Origin of the sequence: Neobacillus rhizophilus, from assembly GCF_018343535.1 — a bacterium.
Taxonomy (GTDB): Bacteria; Bacillota; Bacilli; order Bacillales; family Cytobacillaceae; genus Neobacillus; species Neobacillus rhizophilus.
This window is the reverse complement of the sequence record NZ_JAGYPF010000005.1, coordinates 421,544-447,892: the sequence shown is the minus strand read 5'-3', so window position 1 is coordinate 447,892 and position 26,349 is coordinate 421,544. Positions and strand designations below refer to the sequence as shown.

Here is a 26,349-nt window from a genome sequence, read left to right as displayed (position 1 = left end):
TTAAATTAATTTTTTCATTTCTTCATCGTACGTTTCTTGGTCAATCTTGCCTGTTAACAGCTTTTTCCTAAGTTCCTTTTTGGCTTCAACATTCATCGTCTTAATTTCTTTTTTGCTCGAAGACTGTTTCATAACTTGAGGTTTTGTTTGTTTCTGTCTTTTGGCCGTACTTGCCGCATTTGCCTTCATTCCTAGGTAGACGAATGCACCGGCAATAATCAGTGCAATTCCGATAATGGACGCTCCACCGATGCCAATAATAGGACGTTTTGCAGTGTCCTTAGTGCCAGTGCCATTGCCATCTAAAACTTGATCAGTCGCGCTGCCGTTCACGCCAGAATGGTTTTCATCATTTGGTGGTTTAACCTTGCTCATCGCTTCCATCGTTGATTCTGTTCCCGTTTTCTTGTAAGCAAAGGAATATTTTAAATTTTCACCGGATTTTACATTTTTATATTGATAGAAATAAAGTTCTTCTCCATATTCGTTTTTTGAATTCTCCTGCGCCTTTGGCTCAGCTTGAATATCCTTGGCATTCATCGGCGCGTAAAACACAACACCAAGCTGTTCTGTTTCAGCTCTGTTTGTAAATTCGTATGTAAAACTTTTTTGGTCCTTCACATCAATAGACTGCGTATAGTATTCAATTACGAATTGATAGGTTTCGTTATTTTTAATGGTTTTTCCCGGTTTCCAGACAACCACTCCCTTGTCTTTGTCAACATCATACGGCCGCTGAACCTCAGGCTTATCTTTTTCTGGAAATTCGGCTACCAGGAAGGCCTCAAACCCTTTATCCTTTGCAGGAACAGGAATTTCTATTTTCCCATCATAATCTTGCCCGCTTTTATTGGTAATCGTTCCGTACATACCTACCAGCAAGGAAGGAATATCCCTCGACGGCCAATCCTCCGGATAGTCAAACTCTGGCATGACTTGAATCTGCATACTCTTATATGGAAACTTTTCCGGCTGAAAAACTGTCTCTGCGCTTGCCTTTGGTACGATCAGGCTTGTCATAAATGCTAAAATAACGAATAATGCCATCCATTTCTTTTTTCGCATAGTCATCCTCCTTGAATCAAAAGCTGGTTAAAACCGTGACTTTTTCACTATAGTCCTCTTTGAAATAAATATAATCTTTCTCGGTTGCCTGTTGTTGATGGACTATTGAACATTTTGTTAACCAGCAACAATCGTTACCTTTTCGTCAAAAAATAACCATAAATTGTTCACATTTGTAAAAATGGGATATTTTTTACATAAAAAAAAAACAGCCCTAAATCCTTTAAAAGATTCAAAGCTGTTTTTACGTCATTTCTTTTCTAGCGAACGGATATAGGCGGTTATGTCAGAAATATCCTGTTCGGTGAGTTGTCGGGCGCCTTCTTGGCCTTTCAATGATGGTCCCATCCGGGTTTCTTCACGCCCATAAGCTGTCCCAATCCAAATTTGTTTGTCATTTGTATATTTCAAGTATTGGGGACTGGAAAGGACTGTTCCCATTTTGATTTTTCCTGCTCCATTTTCCCCGTGACAGGAGAGACAATAAAGCTTATATTGTTCCTTGCCTCGTTCAGGGTCTCCTAATATAGATGCCGATGCTTTTAAGTCCAGTTCCTCAGTCTGCCATTCTCTCATAAACGTTACTAGATTCTTCAAATCCTTGTCGGACAAACGAGTTTCATAGGAAGGCATGCTTGTCCCTTCCCGCCCATATTTCACATAATTGTAAAGGTCTTGATCAGAAACGGAACTTAAAAAATGTTGATTATTGATCGCTGTCCCGTCCTTTGCTCCTTCACCTTTTCCTGTTTCGCCATGACAGGCAAGACAGTTTTTTGCATACACTTTTTCACCTGCCGCAATGGCCTTGGAATTTTCACTGCTGAAAATGCCGCTATTGGCAATGCAAAAGACAATGCCAATTGTAATTAAAATATAGGTTCCGATTAAAATTTTCTTCATGGGCTGCTCCTTATTTTGGTTCAGGTGTAGGAGTCGGTTCCCCAAAATCTTCATACTTCGTAGTAATTAGGTCATAAATCTTCTTAGGGCTTTTACCGTCAAGATGCATCTCTACCGCCTCCCGGGCGATATCTATACAGACGTCTCACGATATTCCCATCGAATCCCATTCTTTTACTGCATTACCCGACCCAAATTGGTCAACGAAGCAATCGAGGTTACTCTCATGGCCATCCTGCGCAAAACAGCCGCAATAGCATGGGACCTGCGCCAGTACCTTCGGGTATGTAGCTGCCATAATATAGGTTTCTTTAATTTGATCAGATGAATTTAACACATAATCAGGCAACGGTTCGTGCTTTTTATCAAGGGCCCATTTTTTATCACTGACATTGGATCCGCACCCAGCTGCTATAAGGACAATAGCAAAACAAAGAACAAAAAGTGAAGGTATTCTTTTCAAAAGTTGTCACCCCTTCCAGCTTGATATCACAAATTTATTTTAACAAATAGAAAGACAGCCATCAGGCGCTAATTCTTACTATTTGGTGAAGTTTTTAAGCTTGATAAAGTATAAATAATAGATTCAAAGAAAAAATATAAATCGCCGGAGTCTCCGTAAGGAATGTCCGACGATGGGTATCTACATGTTCATCATGTGGCCGCCTGTGCTTGTACCAATGGATGGGTCAACCATTCCAAAAATCATTGCCACATGCGCAACTACTAAGAACATCCCTACAAAAAAGGCATGTGTTTTTAGTTTTTCAACAGCAGTTTTATTTTTAAAGAAAATCCCCAGGTCAAGAAGCGCCATGCCTAATAACGGCACAACCCCCAGAAGGTAGAAGGTAACGGCGGTTACGTCAATCCATCCTTTCCATTCGCCGTTAGCCGTCAGCGGGATATACGCATTCATTAGGAGATATAAAAATATTCCAGTGAAATAAATCCCGGCAAAAATGCTGACTGCCTTATTTACTCTCTTTAAGGAACCATCGAGCTTACGGGTAAATAAGATACCCAGTTCAGTAACAGCGATTGTTTCCGCACATATGACTGGAATGGCCATAAAGATAATTAAATTCCAGGGCTGATTATCAGCAAGCAATCCCATATAATGTGTCATGTTCATAATTTCTCTCTCCTATCAAATACTCTATATTATTTAAGAAACTGTTTTCTCACTACCTCTAAGTCAACAGCCGTTACATCATCAACAGCTTCAATAATCCCTAGTAATTCCTCCTCATTAAGATAAATTCCATAAGTTCCAGTGCGGTCCAGTGTGAAATCAACTTCGGCAATCGCCTCCTTACCGGTAAATTCAGCCGCAATTTGCTTTGTTTTTGTATTCAGGATTAAAAAGCTCCCGGCAGCTTGATCTAATTGTGATAAATCGATAGTCAGCTTCGTCTTAATTCCTCTATTAACCACCATAACTAAAGGTTCAAACTCGTAGCCAATTCCTTTGACAGCTAAGGATTGTTGATTATTATAAACCTCAGCCTTTCTTACCAGACGCTCAGTTGGAACCTTGCTAATATCATTTCCATATATGCTTGCTTTTGTCTGCGAAGAGCTTTCAGCTGTTGACTTAGTCGAGGCATCGATTCCGTCCGCATTGCTGCTCGAAGCAGAAATTTCCCCAAGATCATCGACCACCTTAATCATGCCCCGCTTCATTCCCATCCAGCAGCTAAATGGGATATCTTCAATTCCCGGTGTAAATTCAATAACGTTTTTACCGTTTTGCAGCTTTTGCTGTACATTCATATCAGGAACCACGATCGTATTATTGCATCCGGTAAGCTGCTTGACATCAACCACCCACTTGACAGGCATCCCTTTTTTTACATATAAAACTCTTGGGGTGTAACCGTATACGTCCGCCGTCATATTTAGAACCTGCACGCCATCTTTGATGGTTGCTTTAATCGCATCAGTTGAATTCGCCGACGTATTTGAGTTGGTTCCGCCAACGCTTGCCATGATGTCCAGCGGACCAGTTTGCACACCGGCAAGTGCCAGCCCCCTCCTGCTCATAATCAGCCCGAGCACAATAATTAGAATTCCACTGAATTTAAGGATTTTCTTTGTATACCCGTTGCTTAACAGACCCGAGAGAGCTCCAAAACTCAGCATCAGCGGGACCGTACCAATGGAAAACATAAACATTGACAATGCCCCGGTTAAGGCACTACCCGTACCAAGCGCATAGATTTGCATCGTCTGCAATGGTCCGCAGGGCATTAAGCCATTAAGAAACCCAACCAGAAAGGGCGTTCTTGGCATTTTCACCGGCTTACAAGTGATAGCAGGCAATTTGAAATGCAGCTTTCTAAAGAGGCGGAATCCAGCCATATTAAATCCCATAATCATCATAAATACCCCTGCAAATATCTGAAGTCCGGCTTTGGCTGCCAACGAAAGGGCAAACACTGACCCGATTGCTCCAATAACTCCGCCAATGATGGTGTAAGCAGTCACTCTCCCTAGGTTATAAAGAAGCGATGGCTTTACGGCATCCCATCTATTATTTTTTTCTTTACCAATCGTCTGGGACAGCATAATGCCACCACACATTCCTACACAGTGGAGCGAGGTGATTAACCCAACGACAAACAAAACGGCATACGAGGCGGAGTTAAGTTTTTCCTCCATATTAAAGCTGCCGGTATTGATGCCAAGGAGGACAATAGCAGCAACAATGATAAAAATGCCGATAAACTTATAGCCCTTTGAACCCTCCGTACTGTATCCGGCCTGTCGGATTGCGCCTTTCAGCAGGCCTAAAGTACATTGGTCTTCGTCAAATTCAATATCAGCAAATTGACCACTGAAACTTGCTTGAACATTTTTTACCCCCTCAAGCTTTTTCACGGTTCTTTCTACCCGTTTTTCGCAGGACGAACAAGTCATATCGTAAACCTTTAATCTGATCCGTTTGACACTCATAGCGGCCACCAGCCTTTAAACGAATTCCCTTTACCATCTTGATAGCTAAAGTATAAAAAACCGATATGTTGGTGGTATGAAGAAAAATGAGAGCCTGGTGACCAATTTGTGGACATAATTTTTCTAATTCTTGAACAACCATCAAGCTGCCCAAACGAGATTATCCACTAAAATATTTATCTTGTCTCCCGTACTATTTTGTAAAACAGCCGCTTAAAGATGTAACAATGAGTACATCATTGGGAGTGGCTGCCATGAATATTGATGGAGTTTTTTCCGGAGGAGGAATAAAGGGATTTGCGCTTATCGGGGCGTGTGAAGAAATTGAAGAACGCGGTTTTAAATTTGTCAGGGTCGCTGGAACTAGTGCTGGCTCCATAATAGCCGCTTTAATTGCCGCAGGTTATACAAGCAAAGAAATCTATCAGCTCATTGACGAAGTGGATCTAACTAATCTGCTCGATACCCGCAAAACCATCATACCTTTTAAACTCGCCAAATGGCTGTTACTTTATTGGAGATTAGGTCTTTACAAAGGGAACGAATTGGAAAAGTGGCTTAGGATAAAATTAGAGGCCAAAGGATTAAGAACATTTTCTGATTTACCGCCTCATACGTTAAGGTTTATCGCTTCAGACCTTTCTAACGGACAAATGGTTGTTATACCTGATGATTTACCGAAATACGGGATTTCACCGGGCTCTTTTCCAATTGCCAAGGCCATCCGCATGAGCTGCAGCATCCCATATTTCTTTGAACCTGTAAGATTACGGGCAAAGGAAGGGACTAATGTTTTAGTGGACGGAGGGGTATTAAGTAATTTTCCAATGTGGCTTTTTGACCAGGAGAATATTAAAAAAACAAGACCTGTCCTAGGCATCAAATTAAGTCCAAGTGAATACGAACATGAAAAGCATAAAATAAACAACGCGATTGAGCTTTTCGGGGCGTTGTTTGAAACCATGAAGGATGCCCACGATTCCAGATATATTTCCAAAAAACATGCCGAAAATATTATATTTATCCCGACAGAAGGGGTAATGACCATTGAATTTCATTTAACCGAGGAAAAGAAACAGGAGCTTGTAAACTTAGGCAGGGAACGGGCGAAGAGATTCTTGAATAAATGGAGTTATTAATAAAGCAGTTAGAAAAAAGAAAAATCGAGCGTTTAAAAAGACGCCCGATTTTTCTTTTTTCCTTTTTTTCCATCAATGACGGTAAGATGGGCAGGAGGTTTCTTTTTGGCCTTGCCTTTCTTTAATGTCGTCAATGTACCTAAAGTGGAACCTTTTGCATTTGGCTCTCCACTTCGATGCTGCAAGCGTTTTTTAGACCTTCTTGCTGCTTTAAGAAATGCCCGCTGCTCTTTTTTCTGAGGGCTCGAATTTGAAAACTTGCGAACAACAAAATATATGACCAAACCAATTAAAACGAAGACAGCTATTTTTTGCAAAAATGCAGCCGGGTCAGCCGTAAAAGAACCATAAAGCCCAAGTAAAGCAAGGATAATAAGTACCCCCACAATATATGCGGATGTCCGATTTTTCAAGAAAGCCACCTCCCTAAGAGCATCATAAGCATTTTTTTATTCTTTTAAACACTTCCTAACAACGATTTAGACAATTTCTTCTTGTTTGACGAATCTGTCTGTTTCCTCTTCTCTTCTTAACAATTCTTTAAAGGAGAGAATGGCTACTTCCACCTGTTCATCGTTTGGCTCTTTCGTTGTAAAAAGCTGAAGCCAAAGACCTGGCAGGCCTAAATATTTTAAGACAGGAACGTCTCTTAATTTATTTGTAAATTGGAGGATTTCAAAGGAAATCCCCAACACAACCGGTATTAATAAAAGGCGGTCAACAATTCTCAACCACAGCGGCGAAGTTGGCACCAGCATATAAACAAAGATACCAACAAAAACAGTAAATAAGATAAAACTGCTTCCGCAGCGATAATGAAGCCTTGAGTGGGCCTGAACATTAGCTACAGTTAGTTCCACTCCGGACTCGTAGGTATTTATTACTTTATGCTCAGCACCATGATATTGAAACACTCTTTTAATCAAGGGTGTTAAGGAAACAAAATAAATATAGGAAAGAAGAAGGATAAGCTTGAAGAGTCCTTCGATCAGAACCTGGGAAAAATCCGATGAAAAAATGGGTCTTGTCAATTCCGCTAAGAAAACAGGAATTAGTGTGAAGGCAAATTTGCCAAATAAAAATGAGATAACCCCGATCACTGCCACACCCAAGTACATCGTCAATTTTGAAACTTCTTTTTCCTTTAAGGTGTCATCCTCCTTTGGGTCTAAATCAAATCTTTCAGTTGAAAAATTTAAATGTTTAGAACCATTGGCACTTGCTTCTATTATAGCAACGATTCCACGAATAAACGGAATTTTTTTAATTTTCGTTAAATAAGGATTTGTTTTACGCGGCAGGTGGAAGTATTCGACTGAATGGTCCTTCCTCCTTATTGCAGTAACATAATGATGTTTACCTCCGAACATAACTCCTTCAACCACGGCTTGACCGCCATAAACATTCTTTTGTGTATTAGACATTAGCTAGAACACCAACCTATGCAAAAGTAGCACGATAGCAGAAATGATAAATCTGTATGTACTTAAATGTATTCTACTAGAAAACCGAAAAAACCTCTAGGATATGACATAAGTTTTCCATTTAAATTAGAAAATTATTTTTTTATGCAAGGATTGTCGTTACAGGGGCATAATAAAATTGGTATTTATTTTGGACAGAAAATAATTGGTATCAAAAAGTAATGGAGGTTGTTTTAATGGCTGCTGATAAAAAAACGGGAACATACCCTAAGCCAATGTCCCTACCGGTGATGGTCTTTTGGACTGGTTTATTTGGAGGGGTTTTTTGGGGAACGGTCGGTTTTTTTGCATGCTACTTTAGTTTAACAGAAATCCGTCCAAATATAATCCTTGAACCATGGATGCTGGGGAACTGGAAATATGGCTGGAAAGGAACGATTTTGTCCATTCTCATCATGGGCGTGCTATCAGTTGGTGCAGCCTACCTATATTATGCGTTATTAAAAAAGCTGAAAGGTATGTGGATTGGCTTAGGGTATGGAATCATATTATTTTTAATTGTTTTTGTTGTTCTGAATCCCCTTTTTCCTGGGATGAAACCATTTTTCGATTTAAGCAGAGATACCATCCTGTCTTCCCTTTGTCTCTATATTCTGTATGGAATTTTCGTTGGTTACTCGATCAGCTATGAATATCAAAATCAAGAAGTACAAAAAAACGAACCAGCCACTTAAACTGTTATTAGTCGTATTAGTTTGATTATGATAAAATGATTGTGTCCGTTAACGGATTGGAAAAGGAGAGTGGACACGATGGAGAAATTAGAAAAATTAAGGTCAAGTTTTTCAGCAGAGGGAATCGATGGCATACTTATTACAAGCCCCTATAACCGCCGTTACATATCAAATTTCACAGGTACAGCAGGTATTGTTTTAATCAGTGCTGATAAAGCTCTATTTATTACAGATTTTCGTTATGTTGAACAAGCCCAAAAGCAATGTGAAGGATTTGAAATCATTAAATTTTCAGATACGCTTCCTAAAGAAGTCGCTGAACAGGCGAAAAAATTAGGGATTCAAAAATTAGGTTTTGAAGAGGACTATTTAACATACTCCTCCTTTAAAGTATATGAAAAAGAGGTCGAAGCTGAACTTGTCCCTGTTTCGGGATTAATCGAAAAGTTACGCTTGATAAAGACCGATTCAGAGATTAAGATATTAAAGGAAGCAGCGGATATTGCTGATGCCGCATTTAAACATATTTTAGACTTCCTTCGCCCGGGAAAAACGGAGCTGGAAGTATCGAATGAGCTGGAATTCTTTATGAGAAAAGCCGGAGCAGTATCTTCTTCCTTTGATACCATCGTCGCTTCAGGGTATCGCTCGGCTCTTCCACATGGTGTTGCCTCTGACAAGGTCATTGAAAAAGGGGATATGGTCACCCTTGATTTTGGTGCCTATTATAAAGGGTATGTTTCCGATATTACAAGGACTGTTGCTGTCGGCGAGCCTGACGCCAAGCTGAAAGAAATTTATCAGATTGTCCTCGAAGCTCAATTACGCGGCATCGATGGTTTCAGACCTGGAATGACAGGAAAAGAAGCGGATGCTTTAACTCGGGACTACATAACAGAGAAAGGGTACGGAGAGTACTTTGGACATTCAACCGGACATGGGATCGGGCTTGAGGTTCACGAGGGACCGGCTCTTTCATTAAAATCTGACATTATCTTAGAACCAGGTATGGTTGTAACTTGTGAACCAGGCATTTATATTCCTGGACTTGGCGGCGTTAGAATTGAAGACGATACGCTTATTACGAAGGATCATAACGAAAGGCTCACACATTCTACAAAAGACTTAATTATTTTGTAACTATTTTAGGAGGATTTGCCAATGATTTCTGTTAACGATTTCCGTACTGGATTAACCATTGAAGTGGATGGCGGCCTTTGGCGCGTCATGGACTTCCAGCACGTAAAGCCTGGTAAAGGAGCAGCGTTTGTCCGCTCCAAATTGCGTAACCTGCGTACCGGAGCCATGCAGGAAAAAACATTCCGTGCCGGTGAAAAAGTAGAAAAAGCACAAATTGATAACCGTAAAATGCAGTATCTGTATGCAAGCGGCGACCAACACGTGTTTATGGACATGGAGTCCTACGAGCAGGTTGAACTGCCTGGAACAAGCATTGAATATGAATTAAAGTTTTTAAAGGAAAACATGGAAGTTCATATCATGATGTTCCAAAGCGAAACACTTGGAGTTGAGCTGCCAAATACGGTTGAACTTGAAGTAACTGAAACTGAGCCTGGCATTAAAGGTGACACTGCTTCAGGCGGCTCCAAGCCGGCAACGATGGAAACCGGCCTTGTCGTTCAGGTTCCTTTCTTCATTAACCAAGGTGATCGCTTGATCATCAACACAGCTGAAGGTACTTACGTATCAAGAGCTTAATTGTAAATTAAAACTGGCCGATTGGCGAGTCCGTTAGGACGATGACAGACGCGTAGTTGAATTTATACTTTCTTATTAGCTAAAAAGAGCCTTAAGACCCTATTTGGGCGCTTAAGGCTTTTTTATTTTCGGAAAACAGATGGTAAATTTACTACCTATTCCTTCTTCACTCTCTGCTTCGATGGAGGCATCGTGCAGTTGTAAGATGTTTTTAACAATGGTCAGGCCAATTCCATTTCCCTCAATTTCCTGCCTGCTTTTATCTCCCCTGTACAATCTTTCGAAAATAAAAGGGAGATCCTCTTTGTTAATACCAATGCCGGTATCAACTACTTCCACAATAATATCATCATTCTTTTCATATAATTGGACAAGAATCCTGCCGCCTGCAGTTGTGAATTTAATAGCATTTGCCAGCAGGTTAACAAATACCTGCTTGATTTTATCTTTGTCTCCAGTAATTGAAAACTTTTTATCCGGTTGAATGACGAAATCGATTTTAAGTTTTTTCTTTTCAGAAGGTGCATGAAAATCATGACAAAGCTCCAGAAGCAATTGATCAAGTTCGATGATTTCATAACTCAGCTTGGTGCTTTCAGACTCAAATTCCTTTAAGACATTTAAGTTGTTAATCAGCCTGCCAAACCTGATTACCTCCTCATTTAGATAATGAAGCTTTTCTTGCGTAACTGGATATACCCCGTCAATCATGGCCTCTAGATTGTTTTGCAGGACATTTAACGGTGTCCTTATTTCATGTGAAATATCGGAGATTAATCTCTGTCTGAGCATATCCTGAAACTGTAATTTACCAGCCAATATGTTTACACTTTTTCGCAAGTCCTCTAGCTCATGAATGTTGCTTTTCACAACGGATTTACTGTTAAAATTCCCCTTGGACAAGTCAACAGAAAGCTTGGCCACTTCCTTAATAGGACTCGAAAATTGCTTCGAAAAATAGAGGCTTAAACCAGTAATGATAATGAGGGTCAACAGTCCGCTGGCAATTATGCTTTTATTAATGGACGATTTAAAGTTTTGATCTTCCTCCGTTAAGAGAACAGAAGAATACTGACCGATATCCACATAGCCTACTACTTTATCTCCCTCTTTAAGCTTAAATGTCTTTGTCGTATAAACTCCTTTTTGCTGGACTGGCATTGTCCCCATGTTTAACTGTTTTTTGATTTCCTTCGGGTCCATTCCCCAAATCGTTTGCTCATGCTGGTCCCTTAACGTAATGCAATAATTGCCCATATAGGCCTCATGCATGAGTTCAATTCCGGTGTTTTCTGTTAATCTGCCATCTTTTTTATAGGCATCTTCAAAGTAGGCTATAATTCTTTCGTACCTTTTGTTTTGAATGTCCATCATGTATTGATTAAATTTATTGGTAACAGTAAGATTTACAGTCAATGTCACAAGCAGGATAGAGGCAATGGTGCAAGCAGTAAAAAATAAACTTAATCTGCGGCTAATGGAATGCATTTTTGCTCACCGCCAAATTTATAGCCTGCTTTCAGGACTGTGATAATATATTTTGGGTTTCTCGTATCCATTTCAATTTTCTTGCGGATATTTTTGATATGGACATCAATAGTCCGATCAAAGCCATCAAAATTTTCACCATATACCTTCCGAATTAGCTGCTCTCTTGATAACACCTTGCCTTTACTAGCCGCTAATGCCCAGAGGATATCAAATTCAATCGGTGTGAACGGGATTTCTTCTCCCCTCACGGTAACCAGCCTTTTTTCAAAATGAATGGATAAGTTCCCATCATCAAAAATCATACAGACTGATGAGTTTGTGCCGTTTAATCTGCGGAAAAGGGCATTGACTCTTGCTGTCAATTCCCGTGGACTGAAGGGTTTAACTAGATATTCATCGGCACCCATATTTAAACCTTCGACACGGTCATTTAAAGAGCCTTTTGCTGTCAGCATAAAAATATGGACATTTGATGTTTCCCTCATCCCTTTGCAAACGTCCTCGCCGGCCATATCGGGGAGCATCAGATCGAGAATAACAAGGTTTATATTCGCTGATTTAAAGATTTCCAATCCTTTTGAGCCATTGCCAGCCCAGTAGACTTTGTAGCCGTTCTTCTCTAAATAGGCTTTGATTACATCTGATACGCTTCGTTCATCCTCAATCAATAAGATTTGGTTCATTTGGAATCACCTGATTGCTTTTTTGATAAGTAAAGTATACTTGCTGACAATGGTGAAAACGCAGGAAAAGGCTGACAATTCTGTGTCAGCCTTTTAAAAATTATAGTTTAACTTTTTGTAATCTAAGTGCGTTAAAGACCACAGACACCGAACTGAATGCCATTGCTGCCCCAGCTAGCCAAGGAGCTAGGAACCCAAGGGCTGCAATCGGAATGCCCAAGGAATTGTAGGCCATCGCCCAGAATAAGTTCTGCTTTATATTTGTGATTGTTTTTTTGCTCATGAAAATTGCATCTGCAATGCTGTTTAAGTCGCCGCGAATGAGCGTGATATCAGCCGCTTCCATGGCGACATCGGTGCCTGTCCCGATGGCCATTCCTATATCTGCCACGGCGAGAGCAGGTGCATCATTAATGCCGTCCCCGACCATTGCCACTTTCTTGCCTTCCGCTTGTAGCTTTTTAATTTCTGCTGCTTTTCCTTCAGGCAAAACCTCTGCGATGATGGTTTCAATTCCTGCTTGGCCAGCTATGGCCTTTGCTGTCTGCTGATTATCACCAGTAATCATGATAACCTCAAGACCCATCTTTTTGAGGCGGCTGACGGCCGTTTTGGAGGTTCCTTTAATCGTATCCGCAACCGCTACAACTCCAGCATACTGTCCGTCGATAGCCGTTATCATCGCTGTTTTCCCGGCTCTTTCCAGCTCCTCCATTTGTAAAAGTGCTGAATCTATTTCCACATTAAAGTTCGTCATTAACTTTCTAGTACCAATTAATAATTGCTTTCCATCCACTGCGGCCTTTATTCCGAAGCCCGGGATGGCTTCGAATTCGGCTGGCTCTTTTAGTTGAAGCCCCTTTTCCCTAATACCTTGCACGATAGCTTGTGCAAGCGGATGTTCTGATTGCTTTTCAGCAGAACCAACCAAGGTTAAAAATTCTTCCTCAGTGATGGAATTGGTATGGGAGAAATCTGTTAACACTGGTGTCCCATTTGTGACTGTGCCTGTTTTATCCAAAACTACTGTTGTGATACGGTGAGTTATTTCCAGGTGTTCGCCACCTTTAAAGAGGATTCCATATTCAGCCGAACGGCCTGAACCAGCCATGATAGAAGTAGGTGTCGCCAAGCCTAAAGCACACGGACAGGCGATAACTAAAACGGCAATCATTTTTTCTAAGCTTTCAGCGAAATTACCGGGTTCTACCCACAAATACCAGATAATAAAGGTTATCACAGCAATGGTCACGACAACTGGAACAAATACTCCAGATATTTTGTCGGCAAGCCTTTGAATCGGGGCTTTGGAGCCCTGGGCCTCTTCAACCACTTTAATAATTTGTGCTAAAGCGGTATCACGGCCAACCTTTATTGCTTCAACTTTTAGGAAGCCGTTTTTGTTCAGCGTAGCCCCTATGACTTCATCGCCAATTTTTTTATCAACCGGAACACTTTCACCGGTCAGCATTGACTCATCGATTGCGGATTGCCCTTCTATGACTTTACCGTCAACAGGAATTTTTTCACCCGGCTTAATGTAAAGAATATCCCCTAGAATAACTTCTTCTATCGGGATTTCCATTTCGCGGCCATCGCGGTTTACAGTAGCCGTTTTGGCTTGGAGCCCCATCAATTTTTTGATTGCCTCTGAGGATCGTCCCTTTGCCCTTGCTTCAAAAAGCTTTCCTAATATGATTAAGGTGATTAGAACAGCACTGGTTTCATAGTAAAGTTCTACCATATGTGAACCTTTGGTAAGCGACAATATAGATAAATATAAACTGTAAAAATAAGCTGCCGATGTTCCCAATGCAACAAGTACATCCATATTGGCACTTTTATTTTTTAAGGCTTTATAGGCACCGATGTAAAACTGTCCGCCGATTAGGAACTGAACCGGTGTGGCGAGAAGCAGTTGAAACCATGGATTCATGAACATATCCGGTACCCAAATAAAAGATGTAAACGAAAAATGCCCTGCCATTGCCCATAAAAGCGGAAAAGACAAAATTGCCGAAAAGATAAATTTTTTCGATTGCTTTTCGATTTCCTTTTGGCGATGGTCCACTTGATCTTTTGTTTCTTGTTTGAGTCTTGCCCCGTAGCCAAGAGTTCCAACTTTTTTTATGATGTCTGCAGTTGTCAGGGCGGAACCGTTGTATTCTACCGTTGCTTTTTCAAGTGCCAGGTTAACGTTTGCCTTTATGATGCCATCTAGCTTATTTAAGCCTTTTTCAATCCGGGCCGAGCAGGCTGCACAAGTCATCCCTGTGATATCAAATTCCACTTTTTCGGTTACGACTTCATAACCTAAATCCTTAATCTTCTGTTCGATTTCTTCCAGTTTTATCTGGGAAGGATCGTACTTAATTGCCGATTTTTCTAATGCAAGATTGACAGTTGCTGTTTCAACTCCGGTTAGTTTTTTCAGACCCTTTTCAATTCTGGCCGCACAGGCTGCACAGGTCATACCGGAAATTTGCAGGCTTGTTTCTTTGATAGTTTGACTCATAGTAAGTCAACTCCTCATATAGTGAGTTGAAATTTAAACTATATCATATCCTTGATCATCAATTGTTTCTTTGATTTGATCAAGGCTGACGGTTTGCGGGTTGAACTCGACATCAACCGTTGCTGCGTCTAGATTCACCTTAACGGCAGTGACTCCATCCAGGGTCCCAACGCTTCCTTCAACCGCCTTTACACAATGTCCGCAAGACATTCCTTTTACGTTTAATGTTACTTTTTCCATGCTAATCATCCTTTCAAAAATGTATTTGTCATTTTTGATTTCTAATTTTATGTTACTATACCCCCCTACCCTATGTAAAGTGTTTTGCCTGGGTTTCACAAAATGTCCACAAATGCTGATGTAGTTTTGTTTATGTTTTTAATCTAGCAAAACAATATAAAGACCGTATGTAGTTTTTTATGTGTCATGAAACGGTCAAATTTAATATGCCCCCTATTGTTTTGAAGGGGCACCGGTTCGGGCAAAAAACTGGGGATATTTTTACTGATGGGGTCTTTTGAAGTGATACCTTTGAGCAAAATAACTGCTCTATTTTTTACCGTTGCTCCTCTTGATGCGGTTCCTCGGGCAAAATAACCGCTCTATTTTTACCGTTGGGCTTCTTGAAACGGTTCCTCCGGCAATATAACTGCTCTATTTTTACCGTTGGGCTTCTTGAAACGGCTCCTCGGGCAATATAACTGTTCTATTTTTACCATTGGGCATCTTGAAACGGTTCCTCGGGTAATATAACTGTTCTATTTTTACCGTTGGGCTTCTTGAAACGGTTCCTCGGGCAAAATAACTGTTCTATTTTTACCGTTGGGCTTCTTGAAACGGTTCCTCGGGCAATATAACTGCTCTATTTTTACCGTTGGGCTTCTTGAAACGGTTCCTCGGGTAATATAACTGCTCTATTTTTACCGTTGGGCTTCTTGAAACGGTTCCTCGGGTAATATAACTGTTCTATTTTTACCGTTGGGCTTCTTGAAACGGTTCCTCGGGCAAAATAACTGTTCTATTTTTACCGTTGAGCATTTTGTCTTAACGTTATTTCGTGCAAGTATTATTAAATATAATAAAAAAGAACACCGACGCTTAGCCGAGATGTTCTGAATCATTTTATATACGCTTAGCGCCAATGTATTTTGGCTTCCAATAGGTATTGCTTGTGTAAGTGATCATAACCCCTTTAGAAGATGATGCCATAATCATTTTGCCTGCTCCAATATACATAGCCACGTGGGTTGGTCTGCTTGCTTTTGTTGGGGCGAAGAACATTAAATCGCCGGGCTGAAGACTGCCGACACGATACCCTCGATTATTGAACATATCAGCGGCTGTTCGTGGCAGCCAGATTCCAGCTTTACTGTAAGAGTATTTTACAAGACCAGAGCAGTCAAAACCACTTGGGGATATGCCTCCCCATCTATATGGAACACCAAGATTTGCCTTTGCTACGGAAATTGCTTTTGTATGATAATATGCTGCTTCTGCTTTATCACCCAGGGTGGCTAACAAAGACGTTGTTAAGGCTGCTGTCATAGCAAGTGCTGGGATGATTTTCTTTAACATTTTGTTATTCCCCCTTGAGTGATTTGATATCTACACTATACAAGGGATGCATAACAGATGGGTCACAAGGAAATTACAATCCAACCACAAAATTATATTGACATAATTTTTATGAATGAATATAAAAAATAAGAGAATGGAGTATATCTCCATCCTCTCTCAAAATCATTTTATAGTCCACACTTTAATTGTGCGCCACAGTTAGTACATGTATTACAGCCGCCGATTTCTTTAACTTTTCCTTTGCGGCATACTGGGCATGTGTTGCCGACTTCAGAACCAATCGTTACATCCGTTGAACGAAGGTCAGTGATGGTTTCGACTAAGACTACATGCTGCTTATCTTCTTTTTCAAAGATAGATAATTGTTCATTTGTGTTTTCTTCAGCTTTCAATGTTAAAACCTGAGAATCGCGTGAACCGTCTACATAGACAGTACCGCCTTTTGCACCGCCGCGGTATAAACGCTCGTATACCTTTTCAACCTGCTCAACGCTGTATCCTTTTGGTGCATTAACTGTTTTACTGATGGAACTGTCAATCCAGCGCTGGATGACACATTGGACATCTGCGTGTGCTTCAGGAGCAAGATTCATCGCAGTGACAAACCAGTTTGGCAGGTTACTTGAATCTGCTTCTGGGTTACGGTCTAAATACTCTTGAACGATGTCTGCTTTTACTTCGATAAATTTACCAAGGCGTCCGCTGCGGAAATATGAGAATGAGAAATAAGGTTCTAATCCCGTTGAAACGCCAACCATGGTACCAGTGGAACCCGTTGGAGCAACAGTTAGCAAATGAGAATTCCTTATTCCGTTTTCCACAATAGATTCACGGATTTCTTCAGGCATTTTCTTCATAAATCCGGTATTGATGAATGCTTGGCGTAAGCGGTTTGTTTCCTCAAGTGTTTCACCAGTTAAGAATGGGAAGCTTCCCTTTTCTTTCGCCAATTCAACGGATTCTTTGTAGGCTGTAGTTGCAATTGTTTCGAAAACTTGATCGACCAGCTTATTTCCTTCAGGTGAACCGTACTCAGTCTCGCAGTAGATAAGCAGGTCGTGCAGACCCATTACCCCAAGACCGACGCGGCGTTCACCGAGTGCTTGCTTTTTGTTTTCTTCCAAGAAGTATGGAGTAGCATTGATGACGTTGTCCTGCATGCGGACGCCGACTGCTACTGTATTTTTTAACTTTTCAAAGTCAACTGTTTTAGTTTCCTTATCTGCCATTTCTGCAAGGTTTACTGCAGCAAGGTTACAGACGGAAAATGGTGCGAGTGGTTGTTCCAATTTGTTATCCCATTGGCTTTTTATCCAATAGTTCTTACAGTTTTATTCCTGTAAGTTCAGCATACCTTTTCATTACACACTTGTTTCATGTATTTAATCAATTCTTTTCTTCCACGATCTTCTCCAAAAACTGCTTTTGAAATGACTCTGAAATCTTTCACCCCGAAATGTTTTTGGATGTCATCTAGTAATGGCTTAATAGTGGTTTTTATTTTATTTAATGGAGTTTCAAGTACAATTTCTCTGTTTTCCTTTGACCATTGAATAATATAATCTTTAATAGCTTCATGAATCTTTAATCTATTGCCCACATAAATATCTGTTGCTTTTTTTATTGCAACTTTACCAGCACATGATTGACTACAAAATTTTTGAGGGGAAGTTACTATTACAATAAATTTTTGCCCACATACCTCACAAAATCTAGTTTGTCTTTCCTTCTTTAATTTACCTTTTTGTGCCAAACCAGATTTTCTTAATCCCTCAATCATTCTTTGCTTTGTAGTACCCTCAGTAGCCCATAACTTTTTAGTGTGTTCACCGATCCTCTTTTTGGAATTTTTATTGTGCTTAAGATTATAATGCCCGTTAAGTTCACCAAAAGCAGCCTTATTTATCGTAGTTTCACTGGAATTTATCCATTCACTAATGGTTGATGTTAAAGAAAAATGGCAACTCCTTATAAATCTTAAGCAATTCCTCATAAGAAACAAGTTCACATTTTATGTGGTATTTTTCTTCAATGGTTTTTAGGTCTCTTCTTGCATTCTTTTTTACTTCTGTATTTCTTGCCTTAATTTCCACTATTTTTACAAGCCTATTATCTTTATCGTAAAAGAAAAAGTCGGGCTTATACAACTTATAACCCAGATCAAATACTTGATCCTCATAGCTCCATTGAATCGAATAAAAATCAAGGTATTTTGCAAACGCGTATTCATACGAACTTCTTAAATAATATCCTTTGTAAAAGCCCGCATACCCTCTATTCACCTTAATCACCTAAATTCATCCATTCAAAATGTACTGACTAGGATTTGTGTGTAATGTTGCGGCCTCGTGGATGGATTATATTCTGCAAGTGCAGGTTCACCATCTATGCGTTGCCCCTGACTAGATTTTTACATCTAGCCTTCGGTTCGGATTAGCATCTCAGCCTTCCCGCTTTATTCCGCAATTTTTAACGTGAGGCAAACTAAGCTACTTTACCACACGGATTCGTTGCTACTACCTGCTGACCATATGCTTTAGCATTCGTCATGTCATTGGCATTATCGATGAAGAATATTCCCGGTTCAGCAGAGTACGTTGCGCAAATGTTAACTAAGTTCCAAAGTTCTTTTGCCTTAATTTTTTTGTAGACTCGAACTTTGTGACCAAGTCTTTCCCACTCACGAACGTCTCCAACTTCATGCCATTTTTCATTATAGATTTTCATTTCCTCTTGGTCGTAGTTTTCTACGTAAGGGAAACGAAGTTCATATTCACCATCATTTTCAACAGCTTCCATAAATTCTTTCGTTAAGCAAACAGAGATGTTTGCTCCAGTGAGGAACTCTGGATTATGAACTGAATAAGTACCGCCAGTTGCTAGTTTTTCCTCAGCATCTGCAATAATTGATTCACTGAAGCCACCATAACCAGGAATGTTCTTATAATTTACAATTCCTTGGTACATCGCTTCTTCTTGAAGGGTGAATGGTTTAAACTTCAGTTTTTCTTTAGCAAGTTTTTTGATTGTTTCATCAGATGTATTTTCAATTAAAAATCTTAGAATTCTCGGATTTTGCATTTTAGAAATAATGAATTCAATGATGTCTGGATGCCAGTCCGCCAGCATAATCATCTGCGCCATTATGTTGCGTTGATTCGTTACATCAACTCTCTAGGTCACCCCAGAGTTCAGACCATCTCTTGCATTCTCAGAATGCCCTCGCGCTTCGGAATCACTTGATCCCTACTCTACTCACTTCCACTTATTAGTGTGCTTTCGATGGTCGTTGAACCTTCTCCATATTCTATTCAAGAACGTAGGAGCTCGGCTGCTGATTGTCTTTATCCACCGTTGTTTTCAAGCATTCACGTTCACCGTTTCCGGTCACGTTGTAGCCAACAGGTTATTAAAGAGTTCCCAGCAATTCACGAGGTTTATTTATAGACGAGGCACTTATGCTGATTTACCACGTCTTGATCCACCCTGCTCAACAAGGTGAGTCAACTTCGCAATATCATCCAACCAAGAAACCGAACCAGACGATTTGCCATTTACACCTCTTGCCAAGGTGTTTCTTGGCCGTAATGTCGAACCATTAGTTCCAACACCGCCGCCGCGGCTCATGATTTCCATTACCTGCTTGCGGTGGTCAGAGATTCCTTCACGAGAATCCGCTACGAACGGCATTACATAGCAGTTGAAATAAGTTACCTCAGTACCAGAGCCTGCACCATAAAGAACACGGCCGGCCGGAATGAAGTTCAAGTTCACTAGCTCTTGATAAAACTTTTCTGTCCATTCGATGCGCTTCTCTTCCGTCTCTTCTACAGCAGCAATACCAGTCGCAACACGTTTAGCAATCTGCTCATAGAAAAGCTCTAACGGCTTCTCAATGACATCCAGCGAACTATAAATAACTCCAGTTTCTGTTGCTTCACCATCGAGGACGCCTCTAAATTCCTCTTCAACCAAAACCTTAGCTTTCTTCTTCTCCCAATCGATTTCCTGAATGTATCCTAAGCCGCGTGCCGGGAATTTTGGATCTTCTTTAATCGTAAGAACAACAAAGTCGCCATTTGTGAGGGTAATTTTTTCAGTGTCTTTGAAGGTGTAGCGGTCGAGCATGACCAAACGCGAAACACCCTTGTGAGTTATTTTCATATCTGGGGTGACCGGGTGCACCTGTGGAAAAAGGCGGATATCCTCATTCAACCTCCCAAAATCAATATTCAATTCTTGTCTAAAAACTACAGACATGAATACAACTCCTTTATCTATATATTCTCTATCTTGTGTAGGAATCTAGTAAGCTTTTGCTTATCTAGTTGTTTTAATAAATTTAAGTTACCATATTAAAACAGGAAAAATCAATATATAGTACCGAAAATATTTTCGACACCCCTATATATTGTATGTCATGCAAAAAACAATTATTTTGTCAAACTTTAAAATAAATAGATTCTCGAGAAAATAAAAGATATAGTGCAATTTTCGCTATAAAACGAGAAATTTTAACAATTTTCGCCGGTTGCCTCCAATGAAATAGGAAAAAAGCGGCAAAGCCGCTTTAGCAAGTCATCTCTTAAAATTCCACTCATCATTTTCATACCGTTCTTTGGCGAGCTTATTAACATAGGCAAGCTCTTCATCTGTCAACTGATAGGATTCAAGCTCAATATTTAAACCTTCTGCAAATCCTTTATAAAAAGCTTCCTTAGCCTCATCGAGAGCAATCCTTCGCGGACTGATCGCATTAATGGCAACAGCCTTATCCTTGAAAGCTTTTTTCATCCGCTCCTTCACCCGGTCATTCGGGTATTTGAATAAGCTAAAAAGCTTGTCTTCATCCAGGTCCAAAAGGATCGATCCATGCTGGAGAATGACACCCTTCTGCCGTGTTTGCGCACTTCCTGCGACCTTGCGCCCTTCCACCACCAACTCATACCAGCTGGGGGCATCAAAGCAAACCGCGGACCTAGGATTTTTTAAGGCATCCCGTTCCTCAACTGTTTTCGGAACAGCAAAATATGCTTCTAGTCCCAGTTGATGAAATCCTTTTAAAATCCCTTCAGAAATAACACGATAAGCCTCAGTAACTGTTTTTGGCATTGCTGGGTGCTCCTCTGAAACAATGACGCTGTATGTCAGTTCATGCTCATGGAGAACCCCTCTGCCTCCAGTTGGTCTTCTTACAAATCCAAGCCCGTGTGTTTTTACTGCTTCCATATCAATTTCTTTTTCAACCTTTTGAAAGTACCCAACGGACAGCGTCGGCGGGTTCCAGCCGTAAAATCGGATCACCGGTGGAATCTTCCCCTCGCTGTGCCAATCTAACAAAGCTTCATCCAATGCCATATTAAAAGCAGGAGAACTATTGCCAGAATCGATAAACCACCATATTTCTTTTTCCATAGAAAAACCTCGTTTATTTATAATTTCCTTTCTTAGTCTATCAAAATGAGGGGGAATTTCAAAATGAGATGTTTTTGGTATAATTTTTTAAGAAGATTTTTGTCCATTCTTCTTTATCTTTAAGAAAATGACTTATATAATAAATACTAGTGCAACAAGCTTGAAGGGGGCAAATAGAAGTTGAATTCACTTTATGTTTTATTAATCATTGTCGTAGCGGTTATCATCTACTCTGTTTTTACTTTTTTTTATCAAAAAAGGATTGTAAAAACAGTAACAGAAGAGGAATTCCGTACAGGATACAGAAAGGCACAGCTGATTGATGTTCGTGAACCAAATGAATTTGAAGGCGGACATATTTTAGGAGCACGAAATATTCCAATGTCACAAATTAGAATGCGCATGAAAGAAATTAGACCGGACATGCCTGTTTATTTATATTGCCAAAGTGGCATGCGCAGTGCTCGTGCAGCTCAATTTTTACACAAAAAAGGCTACAAGGATCTAACCCAGCTTCAAGGCGGGTTCAAAAAGTGGTCTGGTAAAGTGAAAGCCAAAAAATAATCGTAATTAATGGGCTCCAGAACTTTTCTGGGGCCTTTTATATTGATTTTTATTAAAAAATGGGCCACCAATACGTTCTATTGGCGTATTTGACAAGTCTATTGGCGAATTCTCCACGTCTATTGGCGAATCTCCCCAATCTATTGGCAACTTTAATAAAAAGCCCTAACAAAAACAAGCTCTGGAGCAATCCAGAGCCTGTTTATCTTTTTATGCATTCTGATATCGTAAAACTGGCTTACGCGCAGCTGTAGTTTCATCTAAGCGGCCTACCACGGTTGTGTGCGGAGCCTCCTGGACTATTTCCGGATTTTCCTCCGCTTCCTTGGCGATTTGGATCATGATGTCGATAAAGGAATCTAACGTTTCCTTAGATTCTGTTTCTGTCGGCTCAATCATGATACATTCTTCCACATTTAATGGGAAGTAAATGGTTGGCGGATGGAAGCCGAAATCAAGCAGTCGCTTCGCAATATCCAATGTACGGACGCCCAATTTCTTCTGGCGCCTTCCGCTTAATACAAACTCATGCTTACAATGTCTGTCAAACGGCAGATCATAATACTCCGCCAATCTTCTCATCATATAGTTAGCATTTAAAACAGCATATTCAGTCACTGCTTTTAAGCCGTCTGGTCCCATAGACCGAATATAGGTATATGCGCGGACGTTAATGCCAAAGTTTCCGTAGTATGGCTTAACGCGGCCAATTGATTGCGGACGATCATAATCCAGGACATACTCGTCGCCTCGTTTGGCAATAACCGGTCTTGGCAGGAACGGAATTAAATCTGCCTTCACACCGACAGGACCGGAACCTGGACCGCCGCCTCCGTGCGGGCCAGTAAACGTTTTATGAAGATTCAAGTGGACTACGTCAAAGCCCATATCACCCGGGCGGGCTTTTGATAGAACTGCGTTTAGGTTTGCCCCGTCGTAATAAACCTTACCGCCAGCTTCATGGACGATTTCAGCAATTTCGACAATGTTTTCTTCAAAAAGGCCAAGCGTATTTGGGTTAGTCAGCATTAATGCTGCTGTATCCTCCCCCACCACTCTTCTTAAGTCTTCTAAGTCTACAAGACCATCTTCATTCGACTTTACTGTAACCGTCTCAAGACCTGCTACTGTAGCAGAAGCTGGGTTTGTACCATGAGCGGAATCAGGTACGATAACCTTAGTCCGTTTTAGGTCGCCATTTGCTTCATGGTATGCGCGAATCATCATCAATCCGGTCCATTCTCCGTGGGCACCTGCTGCCGGCTGTAAGGTCACTTCATCCATTCCGGTAATTTCTTTTAAATGCTGCTGAAGGTCATATAAAAGCTCAAGCGCACCTTGAACGGAACTTTCATCCTGGAGCGGGTGAATATGCGCAAACCCGTTGTAGCGGGCTACATTCTCATTAATCTTAGGATTGTATTTCATCGTACAAGAACCTAATGGATAAAAACCGGAGTCTACACCGTGATTCCGTCTGGAGAGGGACGTATAATGGCGCATGATATCCAGTTCAGAAACCTCAGGGAGCAGCGGCTCCTCTTCCCTTAAATATCCTTCTGGAAGGAGCGCAGCAACATCTGCTTCAGGAACATCCATTTCCGGAAGGCTGTATCCGACCCGGCCTGGTGTACTAACTTCAAAAATCAGCTTCTGGTCTTGATTATGCATGCAAATCCCCCAATTCTTTCACTAATGTATCGATCTCTTCCTTCGTTCTTTGCTCTGTCACGCAAATGAGCATATGGCCCGCAAGCACAGGATAGTCACGGCCCAAATCATAACCGCCTATGATTCCTTTTTGGAGCAGCTGCTGATTAACCTCTTTTACCGGTTTATTTAAATTGACAACAAACTCGTTAAAGGAGTGACCATCATTAACCACTTCAAACCCTGCTACTTTAAAGGCAATTTTTGCATAATTAGCCTTTTGTAAATTGGCTGCTGCTATTTCGCGGACACCTTTTTTTCCAAGGGCAGTCATCGCAACAGATGCAGCAAGGGCATTCAATGCTTGGTTTGAGCAAATATTAGAAGTCGCCTTATCACGGCGGATATGCTGCTCACGTGCCTGCAGTGTTAAAACAAAACCGCGGCGGCCTTGGTCATCTGTTGTCTGGCCGACAAGACGTCCGGGAACTTTACGCATTAGCTTGGTCGTAACCGCAAAATAGCCACAGTGCGGACCTCCAAAGGCAGTCGGGATTCCAAACGGCTGGGCATCGCCGACAACAATATCTGCACCAAATTTTCCTGGAGGTGTCAAAATTCCAAGTGATAATGGATTGCTTGAAACAACAAACATTGCTTTATTTTCGTGAATAATCTCTTCAAGCTCTTTTAAAGGTTCAATTCGGCCTAAAAAGTTTGGATATTGAACGACAACTGCGGCTACGTCAGCATTTACCAATCCTTTTAGGGCTTCAATATCAGTAATTCCATCCTTCACAGGAACCTCAATCACATCAAGGTATTGACCCTTTGCGTAAGTTTCCAGAACCTCACGGGATTCAGGGTGAACAGCACTGGAAACCAGGATGGTTTTCCGTTTAGTGTGACCAGCACTTAGCATTGCTGCTTCAGCAAGTGCAGTACCACCGTCATACATCGAGGAGTTGGCCACATCCATTCCTGTTAATTCACAAATCATTGTTTGGAATTCAAAAATCGCCTGCAGTTCCCCTTGGGAGATCTCCGGTTGGTAAGGTGTATAGGCTGTGTAGAACTCCGATCTTGAGATGACATGGTCAACGATAACCGGCATATAGTGGTCATAAACTCCGGCACCTAAGAAAGACACATTCGATTTTAAATCAGCATTCCGGCTTGCTAACTGAAAAAGTTCCTTCATCAAAGCTGTTTCAGATTTTGCCGGTTTAATATTGTATTCACCTTTAAATCGGACCTTTTCAGGAATATCACTGAATAGTTCATCGACAGTGGAAACTCCAATTGTCTCCAGCATTGCCTGCTTATCTTGTTCAGTCATGGGTAAATAGCGATGTTTCATAACCCTTGCTCCCTTCTGCTATTTCTTTTCTCTTTTATAAAAAGGTGTAGGAACCACTTTCGCTTTTAAACGTTTGCCGCGAATTTCAACTTCCACTTCGGTATCAAGTCCTGCATGTTCGGAAGAAATGAGGGCAAGACCGATGTTTTTCTTTAAGGTTGGGGACTGTGTACCGGTGGTAACTTCACCAATTAGCGCTTCCCCTTTGTAAACTGGATAGCCGTGGCGCGGAATTCCCCGGTCAACCATCTCGATCCCAACAAGCTTCCGGGACAAACCCGCTTCCTTTTGTTTCAATAGAGCTTCTTTTCCAATAAAATCAGCCTCTTTATTCAATTTCACCGCAAAGCCAATTCCTGCCTCAAGCGGGGAAATTTCCGGTGATAATTCCTGGCCGTAAAGCGCTAAGTTTGCTTCAAAACGAAGTGTGTCGCGCGCACCTAGGCCGCAAGGAATAACTCCCTCGTCTTTTCCGGCTTCCAGAATGGCTGTCCAGATTTCGACGACATCACCAGCATCACAATATACTTCAAAGCCGTCTTCCCCTGTATAACCAGTTCTAGATACAAGTGCTTTTTTCCCATTTAAAACAACTTCCTGCTGGAATTTAAAAAAGCCGATTTGGCTTAAATCCGTCTGTGGAGCTAGCTTCTGTAATACCTTTTCTGCAAGAGGGCCTTGAAGCGCAAGCTGTGCCATTGTTTCAGACAGGTTTTCGATTGTTACATTTCCTTCAAGGTGCTTCTCCAGCCAGTTGTAGTCCTTTTCAATATTCGATGCGTTGACAACTAGCAAATAATGATTGTCTTCAACCTTGTAAACAAGCAGGTCGTCAATAGTTCCGCCGTTTTCATAGCACATCGCGGTATATTGCGCCCCGCCGTCTTTCACTTTTGAAATGTCATTTGTCATCAATTTTTGTAAATAATTGAGGCTGTCTGGGCCCTTTACCTCAACTTCGCCCATATGGGACACATCGAATAAACCGGCTTTCGTGCGGACAGCTTCATGCTCATCCTTGATGCTTGAAAACTGGACAGGCAACTCCCAGCCGCCAAAATCGATGGTTTTTCCCCCGTATTCCTTGTAAACTTCAAACAGCGGAGTGCGTTTTAATTCCGTCATCATAAATCCCCCTTCATTTACTACAT

At 41.0% G+C, this 26,349-nt stretch carries 23 protein-coding genes and 3 pseudogenes; 5 read left to right on the top strand and 21 right to left on the bottom strand.

The genetic code is table 11. From position 1 onward, the window contains the following. The 5 genes from KHA99_RS25100 to KHA99_RS25075 all read right to left on the bottom strand — a co-directional run bounded on the left by KHA99_RS25100 (position 1) and on the right by KHA99_RS25075 (position 4,926). Positions 1-1,065, bottom strand: coding sequence for a hypothetical protein (locus tag KHA99_RS25100; protein WP_213120217.1), 1,065 nt, complete (start codon positions 1,063-1,065; stop codon positions 1-3). Positions 1,066-1,314: 249 nt separating this feature from the next. Further along, positions 1,315-1,968 carry a c-type cytochrome gene (locus KHA99_RS25095; RefSeq protein ID WP_213120216.1) on the bottom strand — a complete coding sequence of 218 codons (654 nt, stop codon included), beginning with the start codon at positions 1,966-1,968 and terminating at the stop codon, positions 1,315-1,317. A gap of 10 nt (positions 1,969-1,978) precedes the next feature. After that, positions 1,979-2,431, bottom strand: coding sequence for a PCYCGC motif-containing (lipo)protein (locus KHA99_RS31630; protein ID WP_338088289.1), 453 nt, complete (start codon positions 2,429-2,431; stop codon positions 1,979-1,981). Between the two features lie 180 nt (positions 2,432-2,611). Further along, positions 2,612-3,103, bottom strand: coding sequence for a DUF6803 family protein (locus tag KHA99_RS25080; protein WP_213120213.1), 492 nt, complete (start codon positions 3,101-3,103; stop codon positions 2,612-2,614). Positions 3,104-3,132: 29 nt separating this feature from the next. Beyond that, positions 3,133-4,926 (bottom strand): urease accessory protein UreH domain-containing protein, encoded by a 1,794-nt coding sequence (locus KHA99_RS25075; protein ID WP_213120212.1) that lies wholly within the window; start codon positions 4,924-4,926, stop codon positions 3,133-3,135. A gap of 254 nt (positions 4,927-5,180) precedes the next feature. Between KHA99_RS25075 and KHA99_RS25070 the strand changes: the two genes are divergently transcribed. After that, on the top strand, positions 5,181-6,065 hold the full coding sequence (locus KHA99_RS25070; protein ID WP_213120211.1) for a patatin-like phospholipase family protein: 885 nt from the start codon (positions 5,181-5,183) through the stop codon (positions 6,063-6,065). Positions 6,066-6,097: 32 nt separating this feature from the next. Here the strand turns inward: KHA99_RS25070 and KHA99_RS25065 are convergent, their stop codons facing one another. After that, positions 6,098-6,487 (bottom strand): SA1362 family protein, encoded by a 390-nt coding sequence (locus tag KHA99_RS25065; RefSeq protein WP_284036025.1) that lies wholly within the window; start codon positions 6,485-6,487, stop codon positions 6,098-6,100. Positions 6,488-6,544: 57 nt separating this feature from the next. Further along, entirely contained in the window at positions 6,545-7,489 is a 945-nt protein-coding gene (locus KHA99_RS25060) for a DUF1385 domain-containing protein (RefSeq protein ID WP_213120209.1), read from the bottom strand. Positions 7,490-7,725: 236 nt separating this feature from the next. On the opposite strand from KHA99_RS25060, the gene KHA99_RS25055 reads away from it, so the two are divergent. The 3 genes from KHA99_RS25055 to efp all read left to right on the top strand — a co-directional run bounded on the left by KHA99_RS25055 (position 7,726) and on the right by efp (position 9,942). Further along, positions 7,726-8,223 carry a YqhR family membrane protein gene (locus tag KHA99_RS25055; RefSeq protein WP_213120208.1) on the top strand — a complete coding sequence of 166 codons (498 nt, stop codon included), beginning with the start codon at positions 7,726-7,728 and terminating at the stop codon, positions 8,221-8,223. 78 nt (positions 8,224-8,301) lie between these two features. Then, a complete protein-coding gene (locus KHA99_RS25050) occupies positions 8,302-9,363 on the top strand; it encodes a M24 family metallopeptidase (RefSeq protein ID WP_213120207.1) in 1,062 nt (353 codons plus the stop codon). Between the two features lie 21 nt (positions 9,364-9,384). Continuing rightward, complete coding sequence (gene efp, locus KHA99_RS25045) at positions 9,385-9,942, top strand: elongation factor P (RefSeq protein ID WP_213120206.1); 558 nt, start codon at positions 9,385-9,387, stop codon at positions 9,940-9,942. A 111-nt stretch (positions 9,943-10,053) separates the two neighbouring features. Here the strand turns inward: efp and KHA99_RS25040 are convergent, their stop codons facing one another. From KHA99_RS25040 to lipM, 11 genes and pseudogenes are all read right to left on the bottom strand, one after another. Further along, positions 10,054-11,430, bottom strand: coding sequence for a sensor histidine kinase (locus KHA99_RS25040; RefSeq protein WP_213120205.1), 1,377 nt, complete (start codon positions 11,428-11,430; stop codon positions 10,054-10,056). Then, entirely contained in the window at positions 11,406-12,116 is a 711-nt protein-coding gene (locus KHA99_RS25035) for a response regulator transcription factor (protein WP_213120204.1), read from the bottom strand. Before KHA99_RS25035 ends, KHA99_RS25040 begins: the two co-directional genes overlap by 25 nt. Before the next feature lie 100 nt (positions 12,117-12,216). Beyond that, complete coding sequence (locus KHA99_RS25030) at positions 12,217-14,631, bottom strand: heavy metal translocating P-type ATPase (protein WP_213120203.1); 2,415 nt, start codon at positions 14,629-14,631, stop codon at positions 12,217-12,219. Between the two features lie 33 nt (positions 14,632-14,664). Continuing rightward, a complete protein-coding gene (gene copZ / locus KHA99_RS25025) occupies positions 14,665-14,871 on the bottom strand; it encodes a copper chaperone CopZ (protein ID WP_213120202.1) in 207 nt (68 codons plus the stop codon). 882 nt (positions 14,872-15,753) lie between these two features. After that, positions 15,754-16,206 (bottom strand): C40 family peptidase, encoded by a 453-nt coding sequence (locus tag KHA99_RS25020; protein WP_249366889.1) that lies wholly within the window; start codon positions 16,204-16,206, stop codon positions 15,754-15,756. Positions 16,207-16,376: 170 nt separating this feature from the next. Continuing rightward, a pseudogene (locus tag KHA99_RS25015) lies at positions 16,377-17,495 on the bottom strand (ribonucleotide reductase barrel domain-containing protein); the annotation flags it as partial. Between the two features lie 59 nt (positions 17,496-17,554). Then, complete coding sequence (locus KHA99_RS25010) at positions 17,555-18,202, bottom strand: restriction endonuclease (RefSeq protein WP_249366888.1); 648 nt, start codon at positions 18,200-18,202, stop codon at positions 17,555-17,557. Beyond that, positions 18,144-18,500: a hypothetical protein gene (locus KHA99_RS31030; protein ID WP_249366887.1), complete on the bottom strand. Its 357-nt coding sequence runs from the start codon at positions 18,498-18,500 to the stop codon at positions 18,144-18,146. Before KHA99_RS31030 ends, KHA99_RS25010 begins: the two co-directional genes overlap by 59 nt. Before the next feature lie 202 nt (positions 18,501-18,702). Beyond that, a pseudogene (locus KHA99_RS25005) lies at positions 18,703-19,350 on the bottom strand (ribonucleotide reductase barrel domain-containing protein); the annotation flags it as partial. Positions 19,351-19,677: 327 nt separating this feature from the next. Further along, a pseudogene (locus KHA99_RS25000) lies at positions 19,678-20,469 on the bottom strand (ribonucleotide reductase barrel domain-containing protein); the annotation flags it as partial. A gap of 318 nt (positions 20,470-20,787) precedes the next feature. Further along, positions 20,788-21,624 (bottom strand): octanoyltransferase LipM, encoded by an 837-nt coding sequence (lipM, locus tag KHA99_RS24995; RefSeq protein ID WP_213120198.1) that lies wholly within the window; start codon positions 21,622-21,624, stop codon positions 20,788-20,790. Between the two features lie 180 nt (positions 21,625-21,804). On the opposite strand from lipM, the gene KHA99_RS24990 reads away from it, so the two are divergent. Beyond that, a complete protein-coding gene (locus tag KHA99_RS24990; protein ID WP_213120197.1) occupies positions 21,805-22,188 on the top strand; it encodes a rhodanese-like domain-containing protein in 384 nt (127 codons plus the stop codon). A gap of 210 nt (positions 22,189-22,398) precedes the next feature. On the opposite strand, the gene gcvPB is transcribed toward KHA99_RS24990, so the two are convergent. From gcvPB to gcvT, 3 genes are read right to left on the bottom strand one after another with little or no spacing between them, the layout of a single operon-like run. Next, entirely contained in the window at positions 22,399-23,859 is a 1,461-nt protein-coding gene (gcvPB, locus tag KHA99_RS24985) for an aminomethyl-transferring glycine dehydrogenase subunit GcvPB (protein WP_213120196.1), read from the bottom strand. Then, the gene (gcvPA, locus tag KHA99_RS24980) at positions 23,852-25,198 is read right to left on the bottom strand and encodes an aminomethyl-transferring glycine dehydrogenase subunit GcvPA (protein ID WP_213120195.1); all 1,347 of its coding nucleotides are present in this window, start codon (positions 25,196-25,198) and stop codon (positions 23,852-23,854) included. Before gcvPA ends, gcvPB begins: the two co-directional genes overlap by 8 nt. Before the next feature lie 18 nt (positions 25,199-25,216). After that, positions 25,217-26,323: a glycine cleavage system aminomethyltransferase GcvT gene (gene gcvT, locus KHA99_RS24975; RefSeq protein WP_213120194.1), complete on the bottom strand. Its 1,107-nt coding sequence runs from the start codon at positions 26,321-26,323 to the stop codon at positions 25,217-25,219. Positions 26,324-26,349: the final 26 nt, after the last annotated feature.

Excerpts from the sequence above, each read along its gene's own strand:
- KHA99_RS25100 (WP_213120217.1), bottom strand. The coding sequence starts at position 1,065 with ATGCGAAAAAAGAAATGGATGGCATTATTCGTTATTTTAGCATTTATG.
- KHA99_RS25095 (WP_213120216.1), bottom strand. The coding sequence starts at position 1,968 with ATGAAGAAAATTTTAATCGGAACCTATATTTTAATTACAATTGGCATT.
- KHA99_RS25080 (WP_213120213.1), bottom strand. The coding sequence starts at position 3,103 with ATGAACATGACACATTATATGGGATTGCTTGCTGATAATCAGCCCTGG.
- KHA99_RS25075 (WP_213120212.1), bottom strand. The coding sequence starts at position 4,926 with ATGAGTGTCAAACGGATCAGATTAAAGGTTTACGATATGACTTGTTCG.
- KHA99_RS25070 (WP_213120211.1), top strand. The coding sequence starts at position 5,181 with ATGAATATTGATGGAGTTTTTTCCGGAGGAGGAATAAAGGGATTTGCG.
- KHA99_RS25060 (WP_213120209.1), bottom strand. The coding sequence starts at position 7,489 with ATGTCTAATACACAAAAGAATGTTTATGGCGGTCAAGCCGTGGTTGAA.
- KHA99_RS25055 (WP_213120208.1), top strand. The coding sequence starts at position 7,726 with ATGGCTGCTGATAAAAAAACGGGAACATACCCTAAGCCAATGTCCCTA.
- KHA99_RS25050 (WP_213120207.1), top strand. The coding sequence starts at position 8,302 with ATGGAGAAATTAGAAAAATTAAGGTCAAGTTTTTCAGCAGAGGGAATC.
- efp (WP_213120206.1), top strand. The coding sequence starts at position 9,385 with ATGATTTCTGTTAACGATTTCCGTACTGGATTAACCATTGAAGTGGAT.
- KHA99_RS25040 (WP_213120205.1), bottom strand. The coding sequence starts at position 11,430 with ATGCATTCCATTAGCCGCAGATTAAGTTTATTTTTTACTGCTTGCACC.
- KHA99_RS25035 (WP_213120204.1), bottom strand. The coding sequence starts at position 12,116 with ATGAACCAAATCTTATTGATTGAGGATGAACGAAGCGTATCAGATGTA.
- KHA99_RS25030 (WP_213120203.1), bottom strand. The coding sequence starts at position 14,631 with ATGAGTCAAACTATCAAAGAAACAAGCCTGCAAATTTCCGGTATGACC.
- copZ (WP_213120202.1), bottom strand. The coding sequence starts at position 14,871 with ATGGAAAAAGTAACATTAAACGTAAAAGGAATGTCTTGCGGACATTGT.
- KHA99_RS25020 (WP_249366889.1), bottom strand. The coding sequence starts at position 16,206 with ATGTTAAAGAAAATCATCCCAGCACTTGCTATGACAGCAGCCTTAACA.
- KHA99_RS25010 (WP_249366888.1), bottom strand. The coding sequence starts at position 18,202 with ATGAGGAATTGCTTAAGATTTATAAGGAGTTGCCATTTTTCTTTAACA.
- lipM (WP_213120198.1), bottom strand. The coding sequence starts at position 21,624 with ATGGAAAAAGAAATATGGTGGTTTATCGATTCTGGCAATAGTTCTCCT.
- gcvPB (WP_213120196.1), bottom strand. The coding sequence starts at position 23,859 with ATGCATAATCAAGACCAGAAGCTGATTTTTGAAGTTAGTACACCAGGC.
- gcvPA (WP_213120195.1), bottom strand. The coding sequence starts at position 25,198 with ATGAAACATCGCTATTTACCCATGACTGAACAAGATAAGCAGGCAATG.
- gcvT (WP_213120194.1), bottom strand. The coding sequence starts at position 26,323 with ATGACGGAATTAAAACGCACTCCGCTGTTTGAAGTTTACAAGGAATAC.